The organism is Achromobacter sp. D7-1, assembly GCF_059760445.1.
Genome location: NZ_JCBAMT010000037.1, coordinates 1 through 15,186, shown reverse-complemented (window position 1 = coordinate 15,186; position 15,186 = coordinate 1). Strand labels below are relative to the sequence as shown.

13 protein-coding genes are annotated in these 15,186 nt (G+C 66.2%); 12 read left to right on the top strand and 1 reads right to left on the bottom strand.

The window, feature by feature from the left end; all coding sequences use genetic code 11:
- Positions 1-11: 11 nt before the first annotated feature.
- Both modB and AC6LKD_RS17050 read left to right on the top strand, forming a co-directional pair.
- Positions 12-698 carry a molybdate ABC transporter permease subunit gene (gene modB / locus AC6LKD_RS17055; protein WP_013395016.1) on the top strand — a complete coding sequence of 229 codons (687 nt, stop codon included), beginning with the start codon at positions 12-14 and terminating at the stop codon, positions 696-698.
- Positions 695-1,381, top strand: a complete 687-nt coding sequence (locus AC6LKD_RS17050; RefSeq protein ID WP_013395015.1) for a sulfate/molybdate ABC transporter ATP-binding protein — start codon at positions 695-697, stop codon at positions 1,379-1,381. Before modB ends, AC6LKD_RS17050 begins: the two co-directional genes overlap by 4 nt.
- Positions 1,382-1,385: 4 nt before the next feature.
- On the opposite strand, the gene AC6LKD_RS17045 is transcribed toward AC6LKD_RS17050, so the two are convergent.
- Positions 1,386-2,180: a TOBE domain-containing protein gene (locus AC6LKD_RS17045; RefSeq protein ID WP_013395014.1), complete on the bottom strand. Its 795-nt coding sequence runs from the start codon at positions 2,178-2,180 to the stop codon at positions 1,386-1,388.
- Positions 2,181-2,338: 158 nt separating this feature from the next.
- On the opposite strand from AC6LKD_RS17045, the gene AC6LKD_RS17040 reads away from it, so the two are divergent.
- The 10 genes from AC6LKD_RS17040 (at position 2,339) to uvrC (ending at position 15,077) form a co-directional block, all read left to right on the top strand.
- A complete protein-coding gene (locus AC6LKD_RS17040; RefSeq protein ID WP_013395013.1) occupies positions 2,339-2,929 on the top strand; it encodes a DUF4136 domain-containing protein in 591 nt (196 codons plus the stop codon).
- 33 nt (positions 2,930-2,962) lie between these two features.
- A complete protein-coding gene (locus AC6LKD_RS17035) occupies positions 2,963-4,156 on the top strand; it encodes a DUF3734 domain-containing protein (RefSeq protein ID WP_498116900.1) in 1,194 nt (397 codons plus the stop codon).
- A gap of 193 nt (positions 4,157-4,349) precedes the next feature.
- Complete coding sequence (locus AC6LKD_RS17030) at positions 4,350-4,715, top strand: helix-turn-helix domain-containing protein (RefSeq protein WP_013395011.1); 366 nt, start codon at positions 4,350-4,352, stop codon at positions 4,713-4,715.
- A 197-nt stretch (positions 4,716-4,912) separates the two neighbouring features.
- Positions 4,913-6,175, top strand: coding sequence for an efflux RND transporter periplasmic adaptor subunit (locus tag AC6LKD_RS17025; RefSeq protein WP_013395010.1), 1,263 nt, complete (start codon positions 4,913-4,915; stop codon positions 6,173-6,175).
- A gap of 62 nt (positions 6,176-6,237) precedes the next feature.
- Positions 6,238-9,471 (top strand): multidrug efflux RND transporter permease subunit, encoded by a 3,234-nt coding sequence (locus tag AC6LKD_RS17020; protein WP_498116899.1) that lies wholly within the window; start codon positions 6,238-6,240, stop codon positions 9,469-9,471.
- Positions 9,468-10,955, top strand: a complete 1,488-nt coding sequence (locus AC6LKD_RS17015; protein ID WP_013395008.1) for an efflux transporter outer membrane subunit — start codon at positions 9,468-9,470, stop codon at positions 10,953-10,955. The genes AC6LKD_RS17020 and AC6LKD_RS17015 overlap by 4 nt, the downstream gene beginning before the upstream one ends.
- Positions 10,952-11,692 carry a pyridoxine 5'-phosphate synthase gene (pdxJ, locus tag AC6LKD_RS17010; protein ID WP_013395007.1) on the top strand — a complete coding sequence of 247 codons (741 nt, stop codon included), beginning with the start codon at positions 10,952-10,954 and terminating at the stop codon, positions 11,690-11,692. Before AC6LKD_RS17015 ends, pdxJ begins: the two co-directional genes overlap by 4 nt.
- 42 nt (positions 11,693-11,734) lie before the next feature.
- The gene (gene acpS, locus AC6LKD_RS17005) at positions 11,735-12,172 is read left to right on the top strand and encodes a holo-ACP synthase (protein WP_013395006.1); all 438 of its coding nucleotides are present in this window, start codon (positions 11,735-11,737) and stop codon (positions 12,170-12,172) included.
- A 57-nt stretch (positions 12,173-12,229) separates the two neighbouring features.
- The gene (gene nagZ, locus AC6LKD_RS17000) at positions 12,230-13,288 is read left to right on the top strand and encodes a beta-N-acetylhexosaminidase (protein ID WP_498116898.1); all 1,059 of its coding nucleotides are present in this window, start codon (positions 12,230-12,232) and stop codon (positions 13,286-13,288) included.
- A complete protein-coding gene (gene uvrC / locus AC6LKD_RS16995; protein ID WP_013395004.1) occupies positions 13,251-15,077 on the top strand; it encodes an excinuclease ABC subunit UvrC in 1,827 nt (608 codons plus the stop codon). The genes nagZ and uvrC overlap by 38 nt, the downstream gene beginning before the upstream one ends.
- Positions 15,078-15,186: the final 109 nt, after the last annotated feature.

Sequence of the window (15,186 nt, the reverse complement as noted above, 5' to 3'; positions counted from 1 at the left end):
CGTAGGCATTGATGAGTGATCCGGTTTGGGTGCCCCTGCTGCTTTCCCTGAAAGTGGCAGGCTGGGCAACGTTGTTGGCGACCGTGGCCGGCACGGCCGCGGCCTATGGCCTGTCGCGCTGGCGCTGGCCGGGCCGCGATCTTCTGGACGCGTTGCTGACCTTGCCGCTGGTGCTGCCGCCCACGGTGCTCGGCTACTACCTGCTGGTGTTGCTGGGGCGCCGCGGCATCATCGGCGAGACGCTGGCGGACTGGGGCATCGAACTGGTCTTCACCTGGCAGGGCGCGGTGATCGCGGCTTCCGTGGTGGCGTTTCCGCTGGTGTTCAAATCGGCCCGCGCGGCCTTCGAAAACGTCGATAGCCAGCTCGAAAGCGCGGCGCGCGTGCTGGGCGTGTGCGAGGCGGGGGTGTTCTTCCGCGTTACGCTGCCTTTGGCCGCGCGCGGCATCGCTGCCGGCGTGCTGCTGGCGTTCGCGCGGGCGCTGGGCGAATTCGGCGCCACGCTGATGATCGCCGGCAACCTGCCGGGGCGCACACAAACCCTGTCGGTCGCCATCTACGAGGCGGTGCAGGCAGGTGACGATGCCACCGCCAACATGCTGGTGCTGGTCACTTCGGTGACCTGCGTGGTGGTCTTGCTGCTGGCCGGCAAGCTGGTGCCTGTCAGCAGCGGCCGGCGCAACGGGGGCGCGCTATGAGCGTCAACATCCGGGTGCGCAAGCAGATGGTGTCCGGCGACCGGCGCTTCGGGCTGGACGTGGCGTTCGATTCCTCGGCCAAGCGCATCGCGCTGTTCGGTCCGTCGGGGGCGGGCAAGAGCCTGACGCTGCGCGCGGTGGCGGGTCTGCTGCGCCCCGATTCGGGCCGCATCGAGATCAACGGCCGCGTGCTGTTCGATGCCGACGCCGGCGTCAGCCTGCCCGCGCAGTCGCGCCGCGTCGCCTATCTGTTCCAGGACTACGCCCTGTTTCCTCATCTGACCGTGGCGCAGAACATTGCTTTTGGATTGCGGCGCGGTTGGCGCAATCCGCCCAGGCGCGAGGTCGGGCCCGAGGCGCAGCGCTGGGTGGACGCGTTCGAGCTGGGCTCCATTGTGGGCAGCTATCCCAGCGAAATCTCGGGCGGGCAGAAGCAACGGGTCGCCTTGGCGCGAGCCCTCATGCTGCGGCCGGACATCCTGCTGCTCGACGAGCCCTTTTCAGCGCTGGACTCGCAGCTGCGCGGCAAGATGCGTTCGGAGCTCAACGCCTTGCAGCGCCAGTTGGACGTACCCATGCTCCTGATCACGCACGACCCGGCCGACGTGGACGCGCTGGCCGACGAAGTGTTCGAAGTGCGCGAGGGCAGGGTGCGGCGCCACGATGAGGACGTGGGCGTCTGAAAGGTCAGTCCAGCACGCCGAGTATCACACTGGAAGCCTTGAAGATCGCCACCGCGTCGGCGCCTACGTCCAGCGCCAGATCCTGTGCGCTTTCATTGGTGACGATGGCCGCCAGCGTCACGCCGCCGTCCAGTCCGATCAGGATCTCGCTGTTGACGGCGCCCGGGCGCAGGGCGGTGATTTTGCCCGGTAGCTGATTGCGCGCCGACAGGCGCAGGCCGGGGCCGGGCGCGCCCACGATGACCGACGACGCCTTGACCAGCGCGATCGCCTCCTTGCCCATCGCCAATCCCAGTTCCTGCGTGCTTTCGCGCGTGATGGTGGCCGTGATGGTCAGGCCGCCCGCGATGCGCAGCACGATTTCGTCGTTGACGGCGCCGGCGCGGATCTGGATGACGGTGCCTAGCAGTTTGTTGCGTGCGCTGGTCTTTAGCATGAAACGCCTCATGAGGTCGATGTCGCCGCTGGCGTTCATGCCAGCGCGGGTCAGGTTTTCCATGAACTTGCGGTGTTCGGCCTCCAGGGCGCGGAAGGTGCCGATCAGGCCGCGCGCGCGGTCCGTCAGGCGCGTGCCGCCGCCGCCCTTGCCGCCGGCGGCCCGGATCACCAAAGGCTCGCCCGCCAGGTTGTTCATGGCGTCGATGGCGTCCCAGGCCCCCTTGTAGCTCATGCCCACGGCGCGCGCGGCGGCCGTGATCGAGCCAGTAGCGTCGATTTGCGCCAGCAGGTCTATGCGGTTTTTGCCGCCCCAGGTCTGGGCGCCGGAGCGAAACCAAATCGAGCCGTCAAGTTCCAACATTTGTGTCGTGCCGTGGTCAGGGTATGGGACAGATGAAAGTGTAATGGACGGCGGTTGCTTCAGCGTTTTGCTGCGGGAGCGATGCGAATGAGATTCTGTTGAAATTTTGTGGGCTTCGCGGCACTATGTTCGAGCATCGGGCTCTCGGAGAAAACGACATGAAAGCGTTCAAATTGCTGGCTGCGGGTTCCATGACGGCTCTGTTGGCGGCTTGCGCCTCGGGTCCCACCGTCAAGAGCGACTACGATCACCAGGCGAATTTCGCCCAGTATCGGACATTTGGGTACATGACGCCGCTGGGCACGGACAAAGCGGGCTACAGTAGCTTGCTGACCGAGCGCCTCAAGAACGCCACGCGCGGCCAGATGGAAATGCGCGGCTATACCTATAGCGCCTCCAATCCCGACCTGCTGGTCAATTTCAGCGCCAAGCTGCAGCAGAAGGTGCAGGTCACGCCGGCCGCTCCGCCCATGGGCCCGTACTACGGCTATCGCGCCGGCTTCTACGGCGGCTGGCCCGGCTACGGTTGGGGCGACGACGTCTACCAATATACTGAGGGCACCTTGAATATCGACTTGGTCGACATGCGCCGCAGGCAGCTGGTCTGGGAAGGCCTGGCGGTGGGCGAGGTCCAGCCCGACGCGGCCGCTACGCCCGAGAACACGGACAAGGTGGTCGCGCAGATTTTCTCCAAGTATCCGTTCCGCGCGGGCGTGGGCACGCCGCAAGTGCCGGACAAAAGCAAGTAGGGCGGTCCGCCAGCCCTGCCTAGAGGAAGCCGTATGAGTACTCGCCGCAAGGCCCCGACCCAAGACACCGGCGATACGCCGCCCTATGAAGTCGTCGCCCTGGTGCTGCAGGGCGGGGGAGCGCTGGGGGCCTACCAGGCCGGGGTGTACCAAGGGCTGCACGAAGCGGGCATCCGGCCCAACTGGATTTCCGGCATTTCCATCGGGTCGATCAATGCGGCCATCATCGCGGGTTCCCGCGAGGACGAGCGGGTGGAGCGCTTGCGTGGTTTCTGGGAAGCCATCTGCCGGCCGGCGGGTTTCGCCTCGGTGCCCTGGGGCGAGACGCTCGGGCCCATGTTCGAAGGTTTGCCGTTCGGCTTCGGCTCACCCGTCATGAACGGGCATGTGTCGGCCTTCCAGGCCCTGTTCTCGGGCCAACCGGGCTTTTTCAAACCGCGTTTTCCGCCGCCCTACCTGATGCACGGCAGGGGCGCGGCGTCCACCAGCTTCTACGACACCACGCCGCTGGCCGCGACCTTGCGGGAATTCGTGGATTTCGACCTGCTCAATAGCGGAGCCGTGCGCGCCAGTTTCGGCGTGGTCAACGTGCGGACCGGCAACTTCGCCTATTTTGACAGCCTGAAGGACACCCTGAGGCCCGAGCACATCATGGCCTCGGGCGCCTTGCCGCCAGGCTTCCCCTCCGTCGAGATCGACGGCGAACACTATTGGGACGGCGGCATCGTGTCCAACACGCCGCTGGCCCAGGTGCTGACCACGGACAACATGCGCGACACGCTGGCGTTCCAGGTCGATCTGTGGCCGGCGCGCGGCGGCCTGCCGACCAACCTGGAGGAAGTGGCCGAGCGCCAGAAGGACATCCAGTATTCCAGCCGGACCCGCCTGGTCACGGACCAGATGCGGCGCGTGCTCAAGCTGCGCCACGGCTTGCAGCGTCTGCTGGCGAAGCTGCCGGAAGCCGAGCGCAAGGCGGCTGAGTTCGACGACATCCGCAAGCTGTCCCATACGCCGGCCACCAACATCATCAACCTCATCTACGAGTCCAAGCACCGGGAGCGTTACTCCAAGGACTACGAGTTCGGCACCGAGGCCATGCGCGAGCACTGGGAGTCCGGCCTGTCCGACATTCGCGCCACGCTGGCCAAGCCCGGCATCCTGGCCCGCCCGACCCAGGACAGTTGCTTCGTCACCCACGATATCCACCGCAACGGCAAGCGCACCTGAACTCGCGGGGCAAAGGCGCGGCCGGTGTTTCTGGATAGGGCGGAGCAGGTTGCCGATCGGATTGGTCCTATAGGTGCCCTGTAAATCCAACATAGGCGGGTTCCGGCGGTAGTCTTTCGGGGCAAGTTGCAACCTTGTTCCGGGAGCCGGCCGCCATCCCGCGCGGCGCGGGCCGTCCTGGTGGAGATCCGTCGTGAATGCCCCCGCTCGCCTTGCCCAAGTCGCGCCTGCCCGCGCGGCCGACACTCCCTACGCCTTGGACGGCTGGTGGACCCTGGTCTACCAGGGCTGGACCCTGCTTACGCCCCAGGGCATCCGCATCGGCCTGACTGCCCTGGAGCGCACTTGCCTGCTTTGCCTGGCGGGCAATCCCGCCAGGGAACTGCGGCGCGATGAATTCATGGCCGCCCGCAAGCGCACCACGATGCGCACGCTGAATGTGGCCATATGCCGCCTGCGCGGCAAGGTCCTGCTGGCTGGCGCCCGGCTGCCGTTGCATACGGTCCATGGCATGGGCTATGTGTTCCTGGGCAAGCTGCGGGAGCTTTCCGAGACCTGATTTGTTGTACGAAATCCCCTCGCGCGTGGTATTTGAAGCACTAAAAATCAGTGATTTCCCCAATAACTGAGTTACATTACTGGGCTGATTACGTGCCTTGATGACGCATGCTTCTTATTTGATCGCGGCCAGAGCCGCGGTTAAATACTGCGATTACATGACGCGATTACGGTTAATTACGCTACGCGGGGGTTTCAATGCGGTTTTCGCCTAAACGTGTTTCAGGGCTGGTTTTTTCTGGTGGGGTCCTCGCACTGATATTGGCTGGTTGCGGTGAAAAGCCGCACATGAATCCAGGCATGCCCCAAGTCAGCGTCATTACGATCCAGCCGCAGCGCGCGCCCATCGTGTCCGACCTGCCTGGCCGCGTCGATGCCGTCCGGGACGCGCAGATCCGTTCGCGCGTCACCGGCATCGTCCAGAAGATCGCCTTCGAGCAGGGCGGGGACGTCAAGGAAAACCAACTGCTGTTCAAGATCGATCCGGCGCCCTACAAGGCCGCCTACGATCAGGCCACGGCGCAGCTCAAGCAGGCTCAGGCCAATCTGTTCAGCGCCAAGCTGCTGGCCGACCGCTACGCGCCGCTGGTCAAGGCCAACGCCGTCAGCAAGCAGGAATACGACAACGCCGTGGCCTCGTACCGCCAGGCGGACGCCGCCGTCGCCGCCGCCAAGGCCGCGCAGGACAACGCTGCGATCAACCTCGGTTACACCGACGTCACCTCGCCCATCACCGGCCGCATCGGCAAGCCGCTGGTCACCGAAGGCGCGCTGGTCGAGGGCACCTCCGCCACGCAGATGGCCACGGTGCAGCAGCTGGATCCGATCTACGTGGACTTCACCCAGTCCACCGCGGAACTCGCATCCCTGCGCCGCGCTTTCGCCAGCGGCCAGCTGCAGCAGGTCGGCAAGGACACGGCGCGCGCCACCATCGTGCTGGAAGACGGCTCCGAGTACGGCCAGCCGGGCAAGCTGCTGTTCACCGGCATCACCGTGGATCCGACCACGGGGCAGGTCAACCTGCGCGCCGAAGTCCCCAACCCCGACGGCATCCTGCTGCCCGGCATGTACGTGCGCGTGCGCCTGGAGCAGGGCGTGGACGACAAGGCCCTGATGGTGCCGCAGCAGGCGCTGCAGCGTACCGCGGATGGCCTGCAAAGCCTGTTGCTGGTCAAGGACAACAAGATCGAGCAGATACCGGTCACCACTGGCGGCGCTCTCAAGAGCAACTGGATCGTCACCAGCGGCCTGAAGGCTGGCGACGTGGTCGTGGTGGAAGGGTTCCAGAAGGTCCGCCCGGGTGCGCCGGTGCAGGCCAGCGAATGGAAGAACGGCACGCCCGCAGCGGGCGGCCAGGCTCCCGCGCAACCGGGCGCCAAGCCCGCGGAATCCGCTCCGCAGCCCGGCGCCAAGCCTGCCGAGCCTGCGCAGCAGGACAAGGCCGCAGGCCAGAAATCTTAAGCGGCACGCGGCGCAAGCGCCGCGTTCCTCTTTGGTGAGCATCGCTTTCAGAGTCAGCCCACATGCCGCAATTTTTTATTGATAGACCGATTTTCGCTTGGGTAGTCGCCCTGTTCATCCTGCTGGCCGGGGTGTTGGCGATCCCGAACATGCCGATCTCGCAGTACCCGGACGTGGCGCCGCCCGCGATCACGATCACGGCTACCTACCCCGGCGCGTCGGCCAACGAAGTGGCCGAGCAGGTCACCAGTATCATCGAAGACCAGCTCAACGGCGCCAAGGGCCTGATCTACTACGAGTCGGTCAGCGATTCCTACGGTACCTCGACCATCACCGCGACCTTCGCGCCCGGGACCAACCCAGACTTGGCGCAGGTGGACGTGCAGAACCGCGTGTCCAACGTGGTCGCGCAGTTGCCGACGGCCGTGCAGCAGCAGGGCTTGCAATACGAGCAGACCAGTACTGGCTTCCTGATGGTGGCGGCGGTGTCGTCCACCGACGGTTCGCTCGACCAGACCGCGCTGGCCGACTACATCACCCGCAACATCAAGAACCCGGTGTCGCGCGTGCCCGGCGTGGGTCAGTTCCAGCTGTTCGCGGCGCCGCGCGCCATGCGCGTGTGGGTCGATCCCGCCAAGTTGGTCGGTTTCAACCTGAGCATGTCGCAGGTCAACCAGGCCATCGCCCAGCAGAACGTGGTGATTTCCGGCGGCAGCATCGGTGCGCCGCCCAACCCGGACTCGCAGCGCATCACCGCCACGGTCACGGCCAACGGCCAGCTGAGCACGGTAGAGGGCTTCGGCAAGATCGTCCTGCGCGCCAATACCGACGGCTCCCAGGTGCTGCTGCGCGACGTCGCCCGCATCGAAGTGGGTGCGGACAACTACCAGTTCGGCGCCCGCCTGAACGGCAAGCCGACGGCCGCATTCGCCATCGTGCTGTCGCCCAACGCCAACGCGCTGGCTACCGCGCAGGGCGTGCGCCAGCAGATGGAAGAACTGTCCAAGTACTTCCCGGGCAATATCACCTACTCCATTCCGTACGACACGGCGCCTTACGTGAAGGTGTCGATCGAGCAGGTGGTCCACACCCTGGCTGAAGCCATGGTGCTGGTGTTCCTGGTGATGTACCTGTTCCTGCAAAACGTCCGCTATACCCTGATCCCGGCCCTGGTGGTGCCGGTGGCCATGCTGGGGGCGTTCGCGGTGATGCTGGCGCTCGGGTTCTCCATCAACGTGCTCACCATGTTCGCCATGGTGCTTGCCATCGGGATTCTGGTGGATGACGCCATCGTGGTGGTGGAGAACGTCGAGCGGATCATGTCCACGGAGGGCTTACCACCCAAGGAAGCCACCAAGAAGGCCATGCCGCAGATCAGCGGCGCCATCATCGGCATCACGCTGGTGCTGGTGACGGTGTTCCTGCCGCTGGCCTTCATGAGCGGCTCGGTGGGCGTGATCTATCGCCAGTTCTCGATCGCGATGGCCGTGTCCATCTTCTTCTCGGCGCTGCTGGCGTTGACCTTTACCCCGGCGCTGTGCGCCACCATCCTCAAGCCGGTGCCCAAGGGCCACCACGAGGACAAGAAGGGCTTCTTCGGCTGGTTCAACCGCAAGTTCGACGCCACCACCCACAACTACCAGAACTGGGTGTCGCGCATCCTGCACAAGGGCGGCCGCATGATGCTGGCCTTCCTGTTGCTGGTCGTGCTGCTGGGCTGGCTGTACCTGCGCCTGCCGTCGTCGTTCCTGCCCGAGGAAGACCAGGGCTATGTGGTCAGCAACATCGAGCTGCCCACCGGCGCCACGGCCAACCGCACGGTCGAGGTCATCGAGCAGGTCGAGAAGTACTTCTCGGACGTGCCCGCGGTCGAGAACATCATCGCCGTGCAGGGCTACAGCTTCAACGGCAACGGCCTGAACGCCGCTATCGCCTTCGTCACGCTGAAGGACTTCAGCGAACGCAAGGAGCGCAAGGATTCCGCGGGCGCAATCGCCTTCCGGGCCTTCGAGAAGCAGTTGATGGGCATCCATGACGCGCAGGTGTTCACGCTGGTGCCGCCCGCCATCTCGTCCCTGGGCAACGCCACCGGTTTCGACTTCCGCCTGCAGGATCGCGGCGCGGCGGGTTCCGCTGCCCTGGCCGCGGCCACCGGCGAACTCATGGGCCTGGTCATGAAGAGCCCCGTGCTGTCGCAGGTGCGCATCACCGGCCTCGGACCGGGCGCGCAGCTCAGCCTGACCATCGATCGCGACAAGGCGGCCGCGCTGGGCGTGGATTTCAACGAGGCTGCCTCGCTGATTTCCACCGCGGTCGGTTCCGCCTACCTGAGCAAGTTCCCCAACCTGGGCCGGATGCAGAACATCTGGGTGCAGGCCGACGCGCCGTACCGCATGCAGCTCAATGACGTGCTGCAGCTGAATGCGCGCAACGGTCAGGGCGGCATGGTGCCGCTGTCCACCTTCGTCAAGGCCGAATGGAAACAGGGCCCGGTGCAGGTGGTGCGCTACAACAGCTACGAGTCCATGCGCATCAGCGGCGACGCCGCGCCGGGCTACACCACGGGCGAGGCGATGGCCGAGATGGAACGCCTGGTGGGCCAGTTGCCGCAGGGCTTCGGCTACGAGTGGAACGGCCTTTCTTATCAGGAGCGCCAGGCCGGCAATCAGGCCCCGATCCTGATGGGCCTGTCGCTGCTGGTGGTGTTCCTGGTGCTGGCCGCCCTGTATGAAAGCTGGGCCATCCCGATTTCGGTGATGCTGGTGGTGCCGCTGGGCATGCTGGGCGCGGTGGCGCTGATCAGCGCGCTGGGCATGTCCAACGACGTGTACTTCCAGGTGGGCATGGTGACCGTTATCGGCTTGGCGGCCAAGAACGCCATTCTTATCGTGGAGTTCGCCAAGGACCAGTACGCGCGCGGCATGGGCTTGTACGAGTCGGCGGTGGAAGCCGCCAGGTTGCGGTTCCGCCCCATCCTGATGACTTCGCTGGCGTTCATCCTGGGCGTGGTGCCCCTGGCCATGGCGACCGGCGCCGGCGCCGCCAGCCAGCGCGCCGTGGGTCTGGGCGTGCTGGGCGGCATGTTGGCCGCCACGCCGTTCGCGGTGATTTTCGTGCCGACCTTCTTCGTGGTGGTGCTGGGCCTGTTCAAGACCCGGCCGCGCCTGCTGGGCGCCGAACTGCGCGCCTTCGAAGAAGAGCAGGCGGCCAAGAAGGCTGCAGCCGGACAGGCTGCCCCGGACGCCGCCGCGCAACATCCCGCACAACCCAACGGTGGCCAGGAGGGCAAGGAATGAAAGCCCTGAAGTTCAAACAGACCGCCTTGTCCGCTTTCGTGGCGGTGGCGTTGGCCGGCTGCTCGCTGGCGCCTGATTACAAGCGCCCCGACGCGCCGGTGACGGACGCCTGGCCCGACCAGCCCAAGGTGCAGTACGGCGGCTATGCCAAGCCCACTTCGCTGGGCACCCAACCGTCCACCGCGGTCATGCCGCAGGACGGCACGCCCGCCGCCAATCTGGGCTGGCGCGAATTCTTCCGCGATCCGCGCCTGCAAAGCCTGATCGAGCTGTCGCTGGTCAACAACCGCGACCTGCGCGTGGCGGTTGAACGCGTGGAAGAAGCCCGCGCCCAGTACGGCATCCAGCGCGGCGCGCAATGGCCCAGCATCGGCGCCGGCATTCAAGGCCAGCGCCAGCATCTGCCGCAGAACATGCGGCAGCCCGGCTCGGGTTCCATCAGCAGCTCGTACCAGGCCGGCATCGGCCTGACCACCTTCGAGATCGACCTGTTCGGCCGCTTGCGCAACCTTTCCGAGGCGGCGTACCAGCAATACCTGTCGACGGAACAGGCGCAGAAGAGCGCCCAGATCACGCTGGTCGGGGCGGTCGCGCAGTCGTACTTCAATCTGCGCGCCGCCGAGGTCCAGCTGGAACTGACGCAGCGCACCCTGGCATCGCGCCAGGAGTCCTACGACCTGGTCAAGCGCCGTTTCGACGGCGGTGTGGCCTCCGAACTGGACCTGAACCAGGCCAAGACGCTGCTGGATACGGCCTCGTCCGATCTGGCGCAACTGGCCCGCGCCCAGGCCCAGGCCATGAACGCGCTGGTGCTGCTGGTTGGCACGCCGTTGCCGCCGGACCTGCCGGCGCCCGCCGTGTTCGGCCGCGACCAGTTGCTGGCCACGGTGCCTGCCGGCCTGCCGTCCGACCTGCTGGAACGCCGCCCGGACATCATGGCCGCGGAAAACCAGTTGCTGTCCGCCAACGCCAATATCGGCGCGGCGCGCGCGGCGTTCTTCCCGACCATCTCGCTGACCGGCCTGCTGGGCGTGGCCAGCCCGTCGTTGGGCGACCTGTTCAAGGGCGGCCAGGGTTATTGGAGCTTCTCGCCTTCGATCACCACGCCGCTGTTTGCCGGCGGCAGCATCCGCGAAGGGCTGAACCTGGCCAAGGCGCGCGACAATATCGCCGTGGCGCAGTACGAACAGTCCATTCAGCAGGCGTTCCGCGAAGTCTCGGACGCGCTGGCGGGCGAAGCTACCTACGGGGCGCAGCTGGATGCCCAGCGCGCCTTGCAGGACGCGTCCGGACGCACGCTGGAACTGTCGAATCTGCGCTATACCAACGGTATCGACAGCTACTTGCAGGTGCAGACCGCGCAGGTGGACTTTTTCAATGCCCAGCTCTCTCTGGTCCAGACTGGCCTGGCCGCGCTGATCAACCGCGTGGAACTGTACAAGGCCCTGGGCGGCGGCTGGGAAGAAACAACGAAAGTGCAATGATAGAACTTGGTGTAAACATCGATCACGTTGCCACGCTGCGGCAACAACGCCACACGACCTATCCGGACCCGGTGCTCGCCGCGTTGCGCGCGGAGGATGCCGGCGCCGATCTGATCACGCTGCATCTGCGCGAAGACCGGCGCCATATCCAGGACAAGGACGTGTACGCCATGCGCCCGCAACTGCGCACGCGCATGAACCTGGAATGCGCGGTGACGGCGGAAATGCTGGAGATCGCCTGCGCGGTCAAGCCTAGCGACGTCTGCCTGGTGCCCGAAAAGCGTACCGAGCTTACAACCGAAGGCGGCCTGGAAGTCGCTGGCGCCATGGGGCCCGTGTCGGACGCCGTGGGCCTGCTGGCCGAGGCCGGCATCCGCGTGTCGCTTTTCATCGATCCGGATCCGGTGCAGATCGCGGCCGCGGCCCAGGCCGGCGCGCCGGTGATCGAATTGCACACGGGCGCCTATGCCGAAGCCGAAGGGGAGGCCGCCGAGGCCGAACTGCAACGGCTGCGCCTGGCCGTGGCCGAAGGGTTGCGCCATGGCTTGCGCGTGAATGCCGGCCATGGCCTGCATTACGGCAACGTCAAGCCGGTGGCTGCGCTGGACGGCATTGCCGAGCTCAACATCGGCCACGCCATCGTGGCGCAGGCGGTGTTCGACGGCTGGGAAAAGGCGGTGCGCGACATGAAGGCGCTGATGGTGCAGGCCCGCCTGCAAGCGCTGCGCGGGCTGTGACCGCGAACCCGATGCTGCTTGCTTGCCGCCGGACGCGCGGGCATGCCCATGGCTGACGCCTCCCGCCCCGCCGCGCCCGCGGGCGCCATTGCCGGCATCGGCATGGACCTGCTGCGCATCGACCGCATCGAGCGCGCGCTGGCGCGCCACGGCGATCGTTTCGCGGAAAAGATCCTGGGCGCGGAAGAACTGCAGAAATTCCATGCGCGCCGCGCCCGCGACCCGGTGCGCGGCCTGCGCTTCCTGGCCACGCGCTTCGCGGCCAAGGAAGCGTTTTCCAAAGCCATCGGCCTGGGCATGCGCATGCCCATGACGTGGCGGCGCGTGCAGACGCTGAATGCGCCCGGCGGGCGTCCCGTGCTGGTGATCGCGCCCGAATTGCTGCAATGGTATGAGCAGCGTTTTGGCGCGGCGCATGTGTCCATTACCGACGAATCCGACATGGCCGCCGCTTACGTGGTGGTTGAACGCAAGCCCTGATCAGCGGACTCCGTGTTCGCCGCCGGCTTGCCAGACTCAGACAGAAGGAAGCCTGACATGGCCAAAAAGAAATCCAAGGCGGTGCTGCCGCCCGGCCCCGTGATGGTCGATGTGGCGGGATACATGCTGACGAAGGCGGAAAAGAAGCGCCTGCGCCATCCGCTGGTGGGCGGCGTGATTCTTTTCGCCCGCAATTTCGAAAGCCGCAAACAGCTGACCGAACTGACGCGCCAGATCCACAAGGCTCGCAAGGAGCCCCTGCTGATCCTGGTGGACCACGAAGGCGGCCGCGTGCAGCGTTTCCGCGAAGACGGCTTCACGCCGCTGCCCGCCATGCGCGATCTCGGCGTGCTGTGGAACCGCGATCCGCTGCAAGCCATGCGTCTGGCCACCGAAGCCGGCTACGTGCTGGCCGCCGAGCTGCGCGCCTGCGGCGTGGACATGAGCTTTACGCCTGTCCTGGACCTGGACTACGGCGTCAGCAAGGTGATCGGCACCCGCGCCTTCCACCAGGATCCGCGCGTGGTCGCGATGCTGTCGCGCGCGCTGATCCAGGGCCTGCAGCTGGCGGGCATGTCGGCCTGCGGCAAGCACTTCCCCGGCCACGGTTTCGTGGAAGCGGACTCGCACCATGAGATCCCGGTGGATCCGCGTCCCTTGGACAAGATCCTGAAGGACGACGCTGCGCCGTATGCCTGGCTGGGCGACGCGGTGCTGCCGTCGGTGATGCCCGCGCACGTGATCTATCCCAAGGTCGACAAGCACCCGGCAGGCTTTTCCAAGCGTTGGGTCCAGGACATCCTGCGCACCCGCCTGGGCTACGATGGAGTGGTGTTCTCGGACGACCTGACCATGGAAGGCGCTTCGGTGGCAGGCGACATCCTCGACCGCGCCAACGCCGCTTTGGGCGCCGGCTGCGACATGGTGCTGGTATGCAACCGGCCGGACCTGGCTGACGAGCTGCTCGAGCGCCTGAAGTTCGAGCACCCGGCCGAATCCGTGGCCCGCATCCGCCGCCTGATGCCGCGCTTTGATGCGCCGGACTGGGATACCTTGCAGGCTGAAAGCCGTTACCAGAATGCCCGACGACTTCAATCTCAAATCGTTCCTGGCTGACCTGCCGCATCTGCCGGGCGTGTACCGGCATCTGGATGCGGCCGGCGAGGTCATGTATGTCGGCAAGGCGCGCGACCTGAAGAAGCGCGTCTCGTCGTATTTCCAGAAGAACCTGGCCAGCCCCCGCATCGCCCAGATGGTGGCGAAGGTGGCGCGGCTGGAGGTGACGGTGACACGCTCCGAAGCGGAAGCGCTGATCCTCGAAAACAACCTCATCAAGACCCTGAAGCCGCGCTACAACATCCTGTTCCGCGACGACAAGTCTTATCCCTACCTGCTGATCACCGGCCACGATTGGCCGCGCATCGCCTATTACCGCGGCGCCACCAACAAGCGCGGCCAGTACTTCGGGCCGTTCCCCAACGCCTGGGCCGTGCGCGAAACGATCCAGATACTGCAGAAGGTATTCCGCCTGCGCACCTGTGAAGACTCGGTCTTCGCCAACCGTTCGCGGCCCTGTCTGTTGCATCAGATCGGGCGCTGCTCGGCGCCCTGCGTCGGCGCGATCGAGGCGGCCGATTACGAACGCGACGTGCAGCGCGCCGTGCGCTTCCTGAACGGGGAAGCCAAGGACGTGATGGGCGAGATCGAAAACCGGATGCAGCAGGCCGCCAGCGAATTGCGCTTCGAGGAAGCCGCGGCGCTGCGCGACCAGATGGGCTCGCTGGCGCGCGTGCTGCACCAGCAGACCATGGAGAACGTCAGCGGCGAGGACACCGACATCATTGCGGTGGCGATTGCCGGCGGCAAAGTCTGCGTCAACCTGGCGATGGTGCGGGGCGGCCGCCATCTGGGCGACAAGCCGTTCTTTCCCTCGCACGCCGAAGGCGAGGCCGCGCCGCAGGTGCTGGAGGCCTTCGTCGCCCAGCACTACACCGACAATGCCATGCCGCCGGTGCTGGTCTGTTCGCACGCCTTGCCCGATCCCGACCTGATCGGCTTGCTGGTGGAACAGGCGGGCGGACGGCCGTCGCGCGTGTTGACGCGCCCGCAGGGCGCGCGCCGCGCCTGGCTGGAGCAGGCGACCAAGAATGCCGAAATGGCCCTGGCCCGCGCGCTGACCGAGTCCGGCGCCCGCGCGGCCCGCACCCTGGCGTTGGCCGAAGCGCTGGACCTGGACACGGACGAAGCCGCACTGGATGCGCTGCGCATCGAATGCTTCGACATCAGCCACACGGCCGGTGAAGCCACCCAGGCGTCCTGCGTGGTGTTCGAACACCACGACATGCAGCCCTCGCTATACCGCCGCTACAACATCGGCGGCATCACGCCGGGCGACGACTACGCCGCCATGCGCCAGGTGCTGAGCCGCCGCTTCGCCAAGGTCGCCGATGGCGAGGCGCCCATGCCCGGCCTGGTGCTGATCGACGGCGGCAAGGGCCAGGTGGAAGTCGCCCGCCAGGTGTTCGTGGAGCTGGGCCTGGACGTCCAGACGCTGGTGGGCGTGGCCAAGGGGGAGGGGCGCAAGGTCGGCCTGGAAACCCTGGTGTTCGCCGACTCCCGGCCGCCGGTGGCGCTGGGCGGCGAGTCCGCCGCGCTGATGCTGATCGCCCAGGTGCGCGACGAGGCGCACCGCTTCGCCATCACCGGCATGCGCGCTCGCCGCGCCAAGGCCCGCAACGTGTCCCGCCTGGAAGAGATCGAAGGCATCGGCGCCCGCCGCCGCCAGCGCCTGCTGGCCCGCTTCGGCGGCTTCTCCGGCGTGGCCTCGGCCAGCATCGAAGACCTGGCCTCGGTCGACGGCATCTCTCAGGACCTGGCGATCCGCATCTATGAAGCCTTGCGGTAACGTCCGTGCGTAGATGCCGGCTGCAAAAGCAATCTACACCTCATGTAACGCGAATGCCGCACGACTTCGGACGCAGATGCAGCAAGGGGCGTAGCGCAAAGCCAGGCCG

Coding starts and splice junctions, on each gene's coding strand:
- modB (WP_013395016.1), top strand. CDS start 12: ATGAGTGATCCGGTTTGGGTGCCCCTGCTGCTTTCCCTGAAAGTGGCA.
- AC6LKD_RS17050 (WP_013395015.1), top strand. CDS start 695: ATGAGCGTCAACATCCGGGTGCGCAAGCAGATGGTGTCCGGCGACCGG.
- AC6LKD_RS17045 (WP_013395014.1), bottom strand. CDS start 2,180: ATGTTGGAACTTGACGGCTCGATTTGGTTTCGCTCCGGCGCCCAGACC.
- AC6LKD_RS17040 (WP_013395013.1), top strand. CDS start 2,339: ATGAAAGCGTTCAAATTGCTGGCTGCGGGTTCCATGACGGCTCTGTTG.
- AC6LKD_RS17035 (WP_498116900.1), top strand. CDS start 2,963: ATGAGTACTCGCCGCAAGGCCCCGACCCAAGACACCGGCGATACGCCG.
- AC6LKD_RS17025 (WP_013395010.1), top strand. CDS start 4,913: ATGCGGTTTTCGCCTAAACGTGTTTCAGGGCTGGTTTTTTCTGGTGGG.
- AC6LKD_RS17020 (WP_498116899.1), top strand. CDS start 6,238: ATGCCGCAATTTTTTATTGATAGACCGATTTTCGCTTGGGTAGTCGCC.
- AC6LKD_RS17015 (WP_013395008.1), top strand. CDS start 9,468: ATGAAAGCCCTGAAGTTCAAACAGACCGCCTTGTCCGCTTTCGTGGCG.
- pdxJ (WP_013395007.1), top strand. CDS start 10,952: ATGATAGAACTTGGTGTAAACATCGATCACGTTGCCACGCTGCGGCAA.
- acpS (WP_013395006.1), top strand. CDS start 11,735: ATGCCCATGGCTGACGCCTCCCGCCCCGCCGCGCCCGCGGGCGCCATT.
- nagZ (WP_498116898.1), top strand. CDS start 12,230: ATGGCCAAAAAGAAATCCAAGGCGGTGCTGCCGCCCGGCCCCGTGATG.
- uvrC (WP_013395004.1), top strand. CDS start 13,251: ATGCCCGACGACTTCAATCTCAAATCGTTCCTGGCTGACCTGCCGCAT.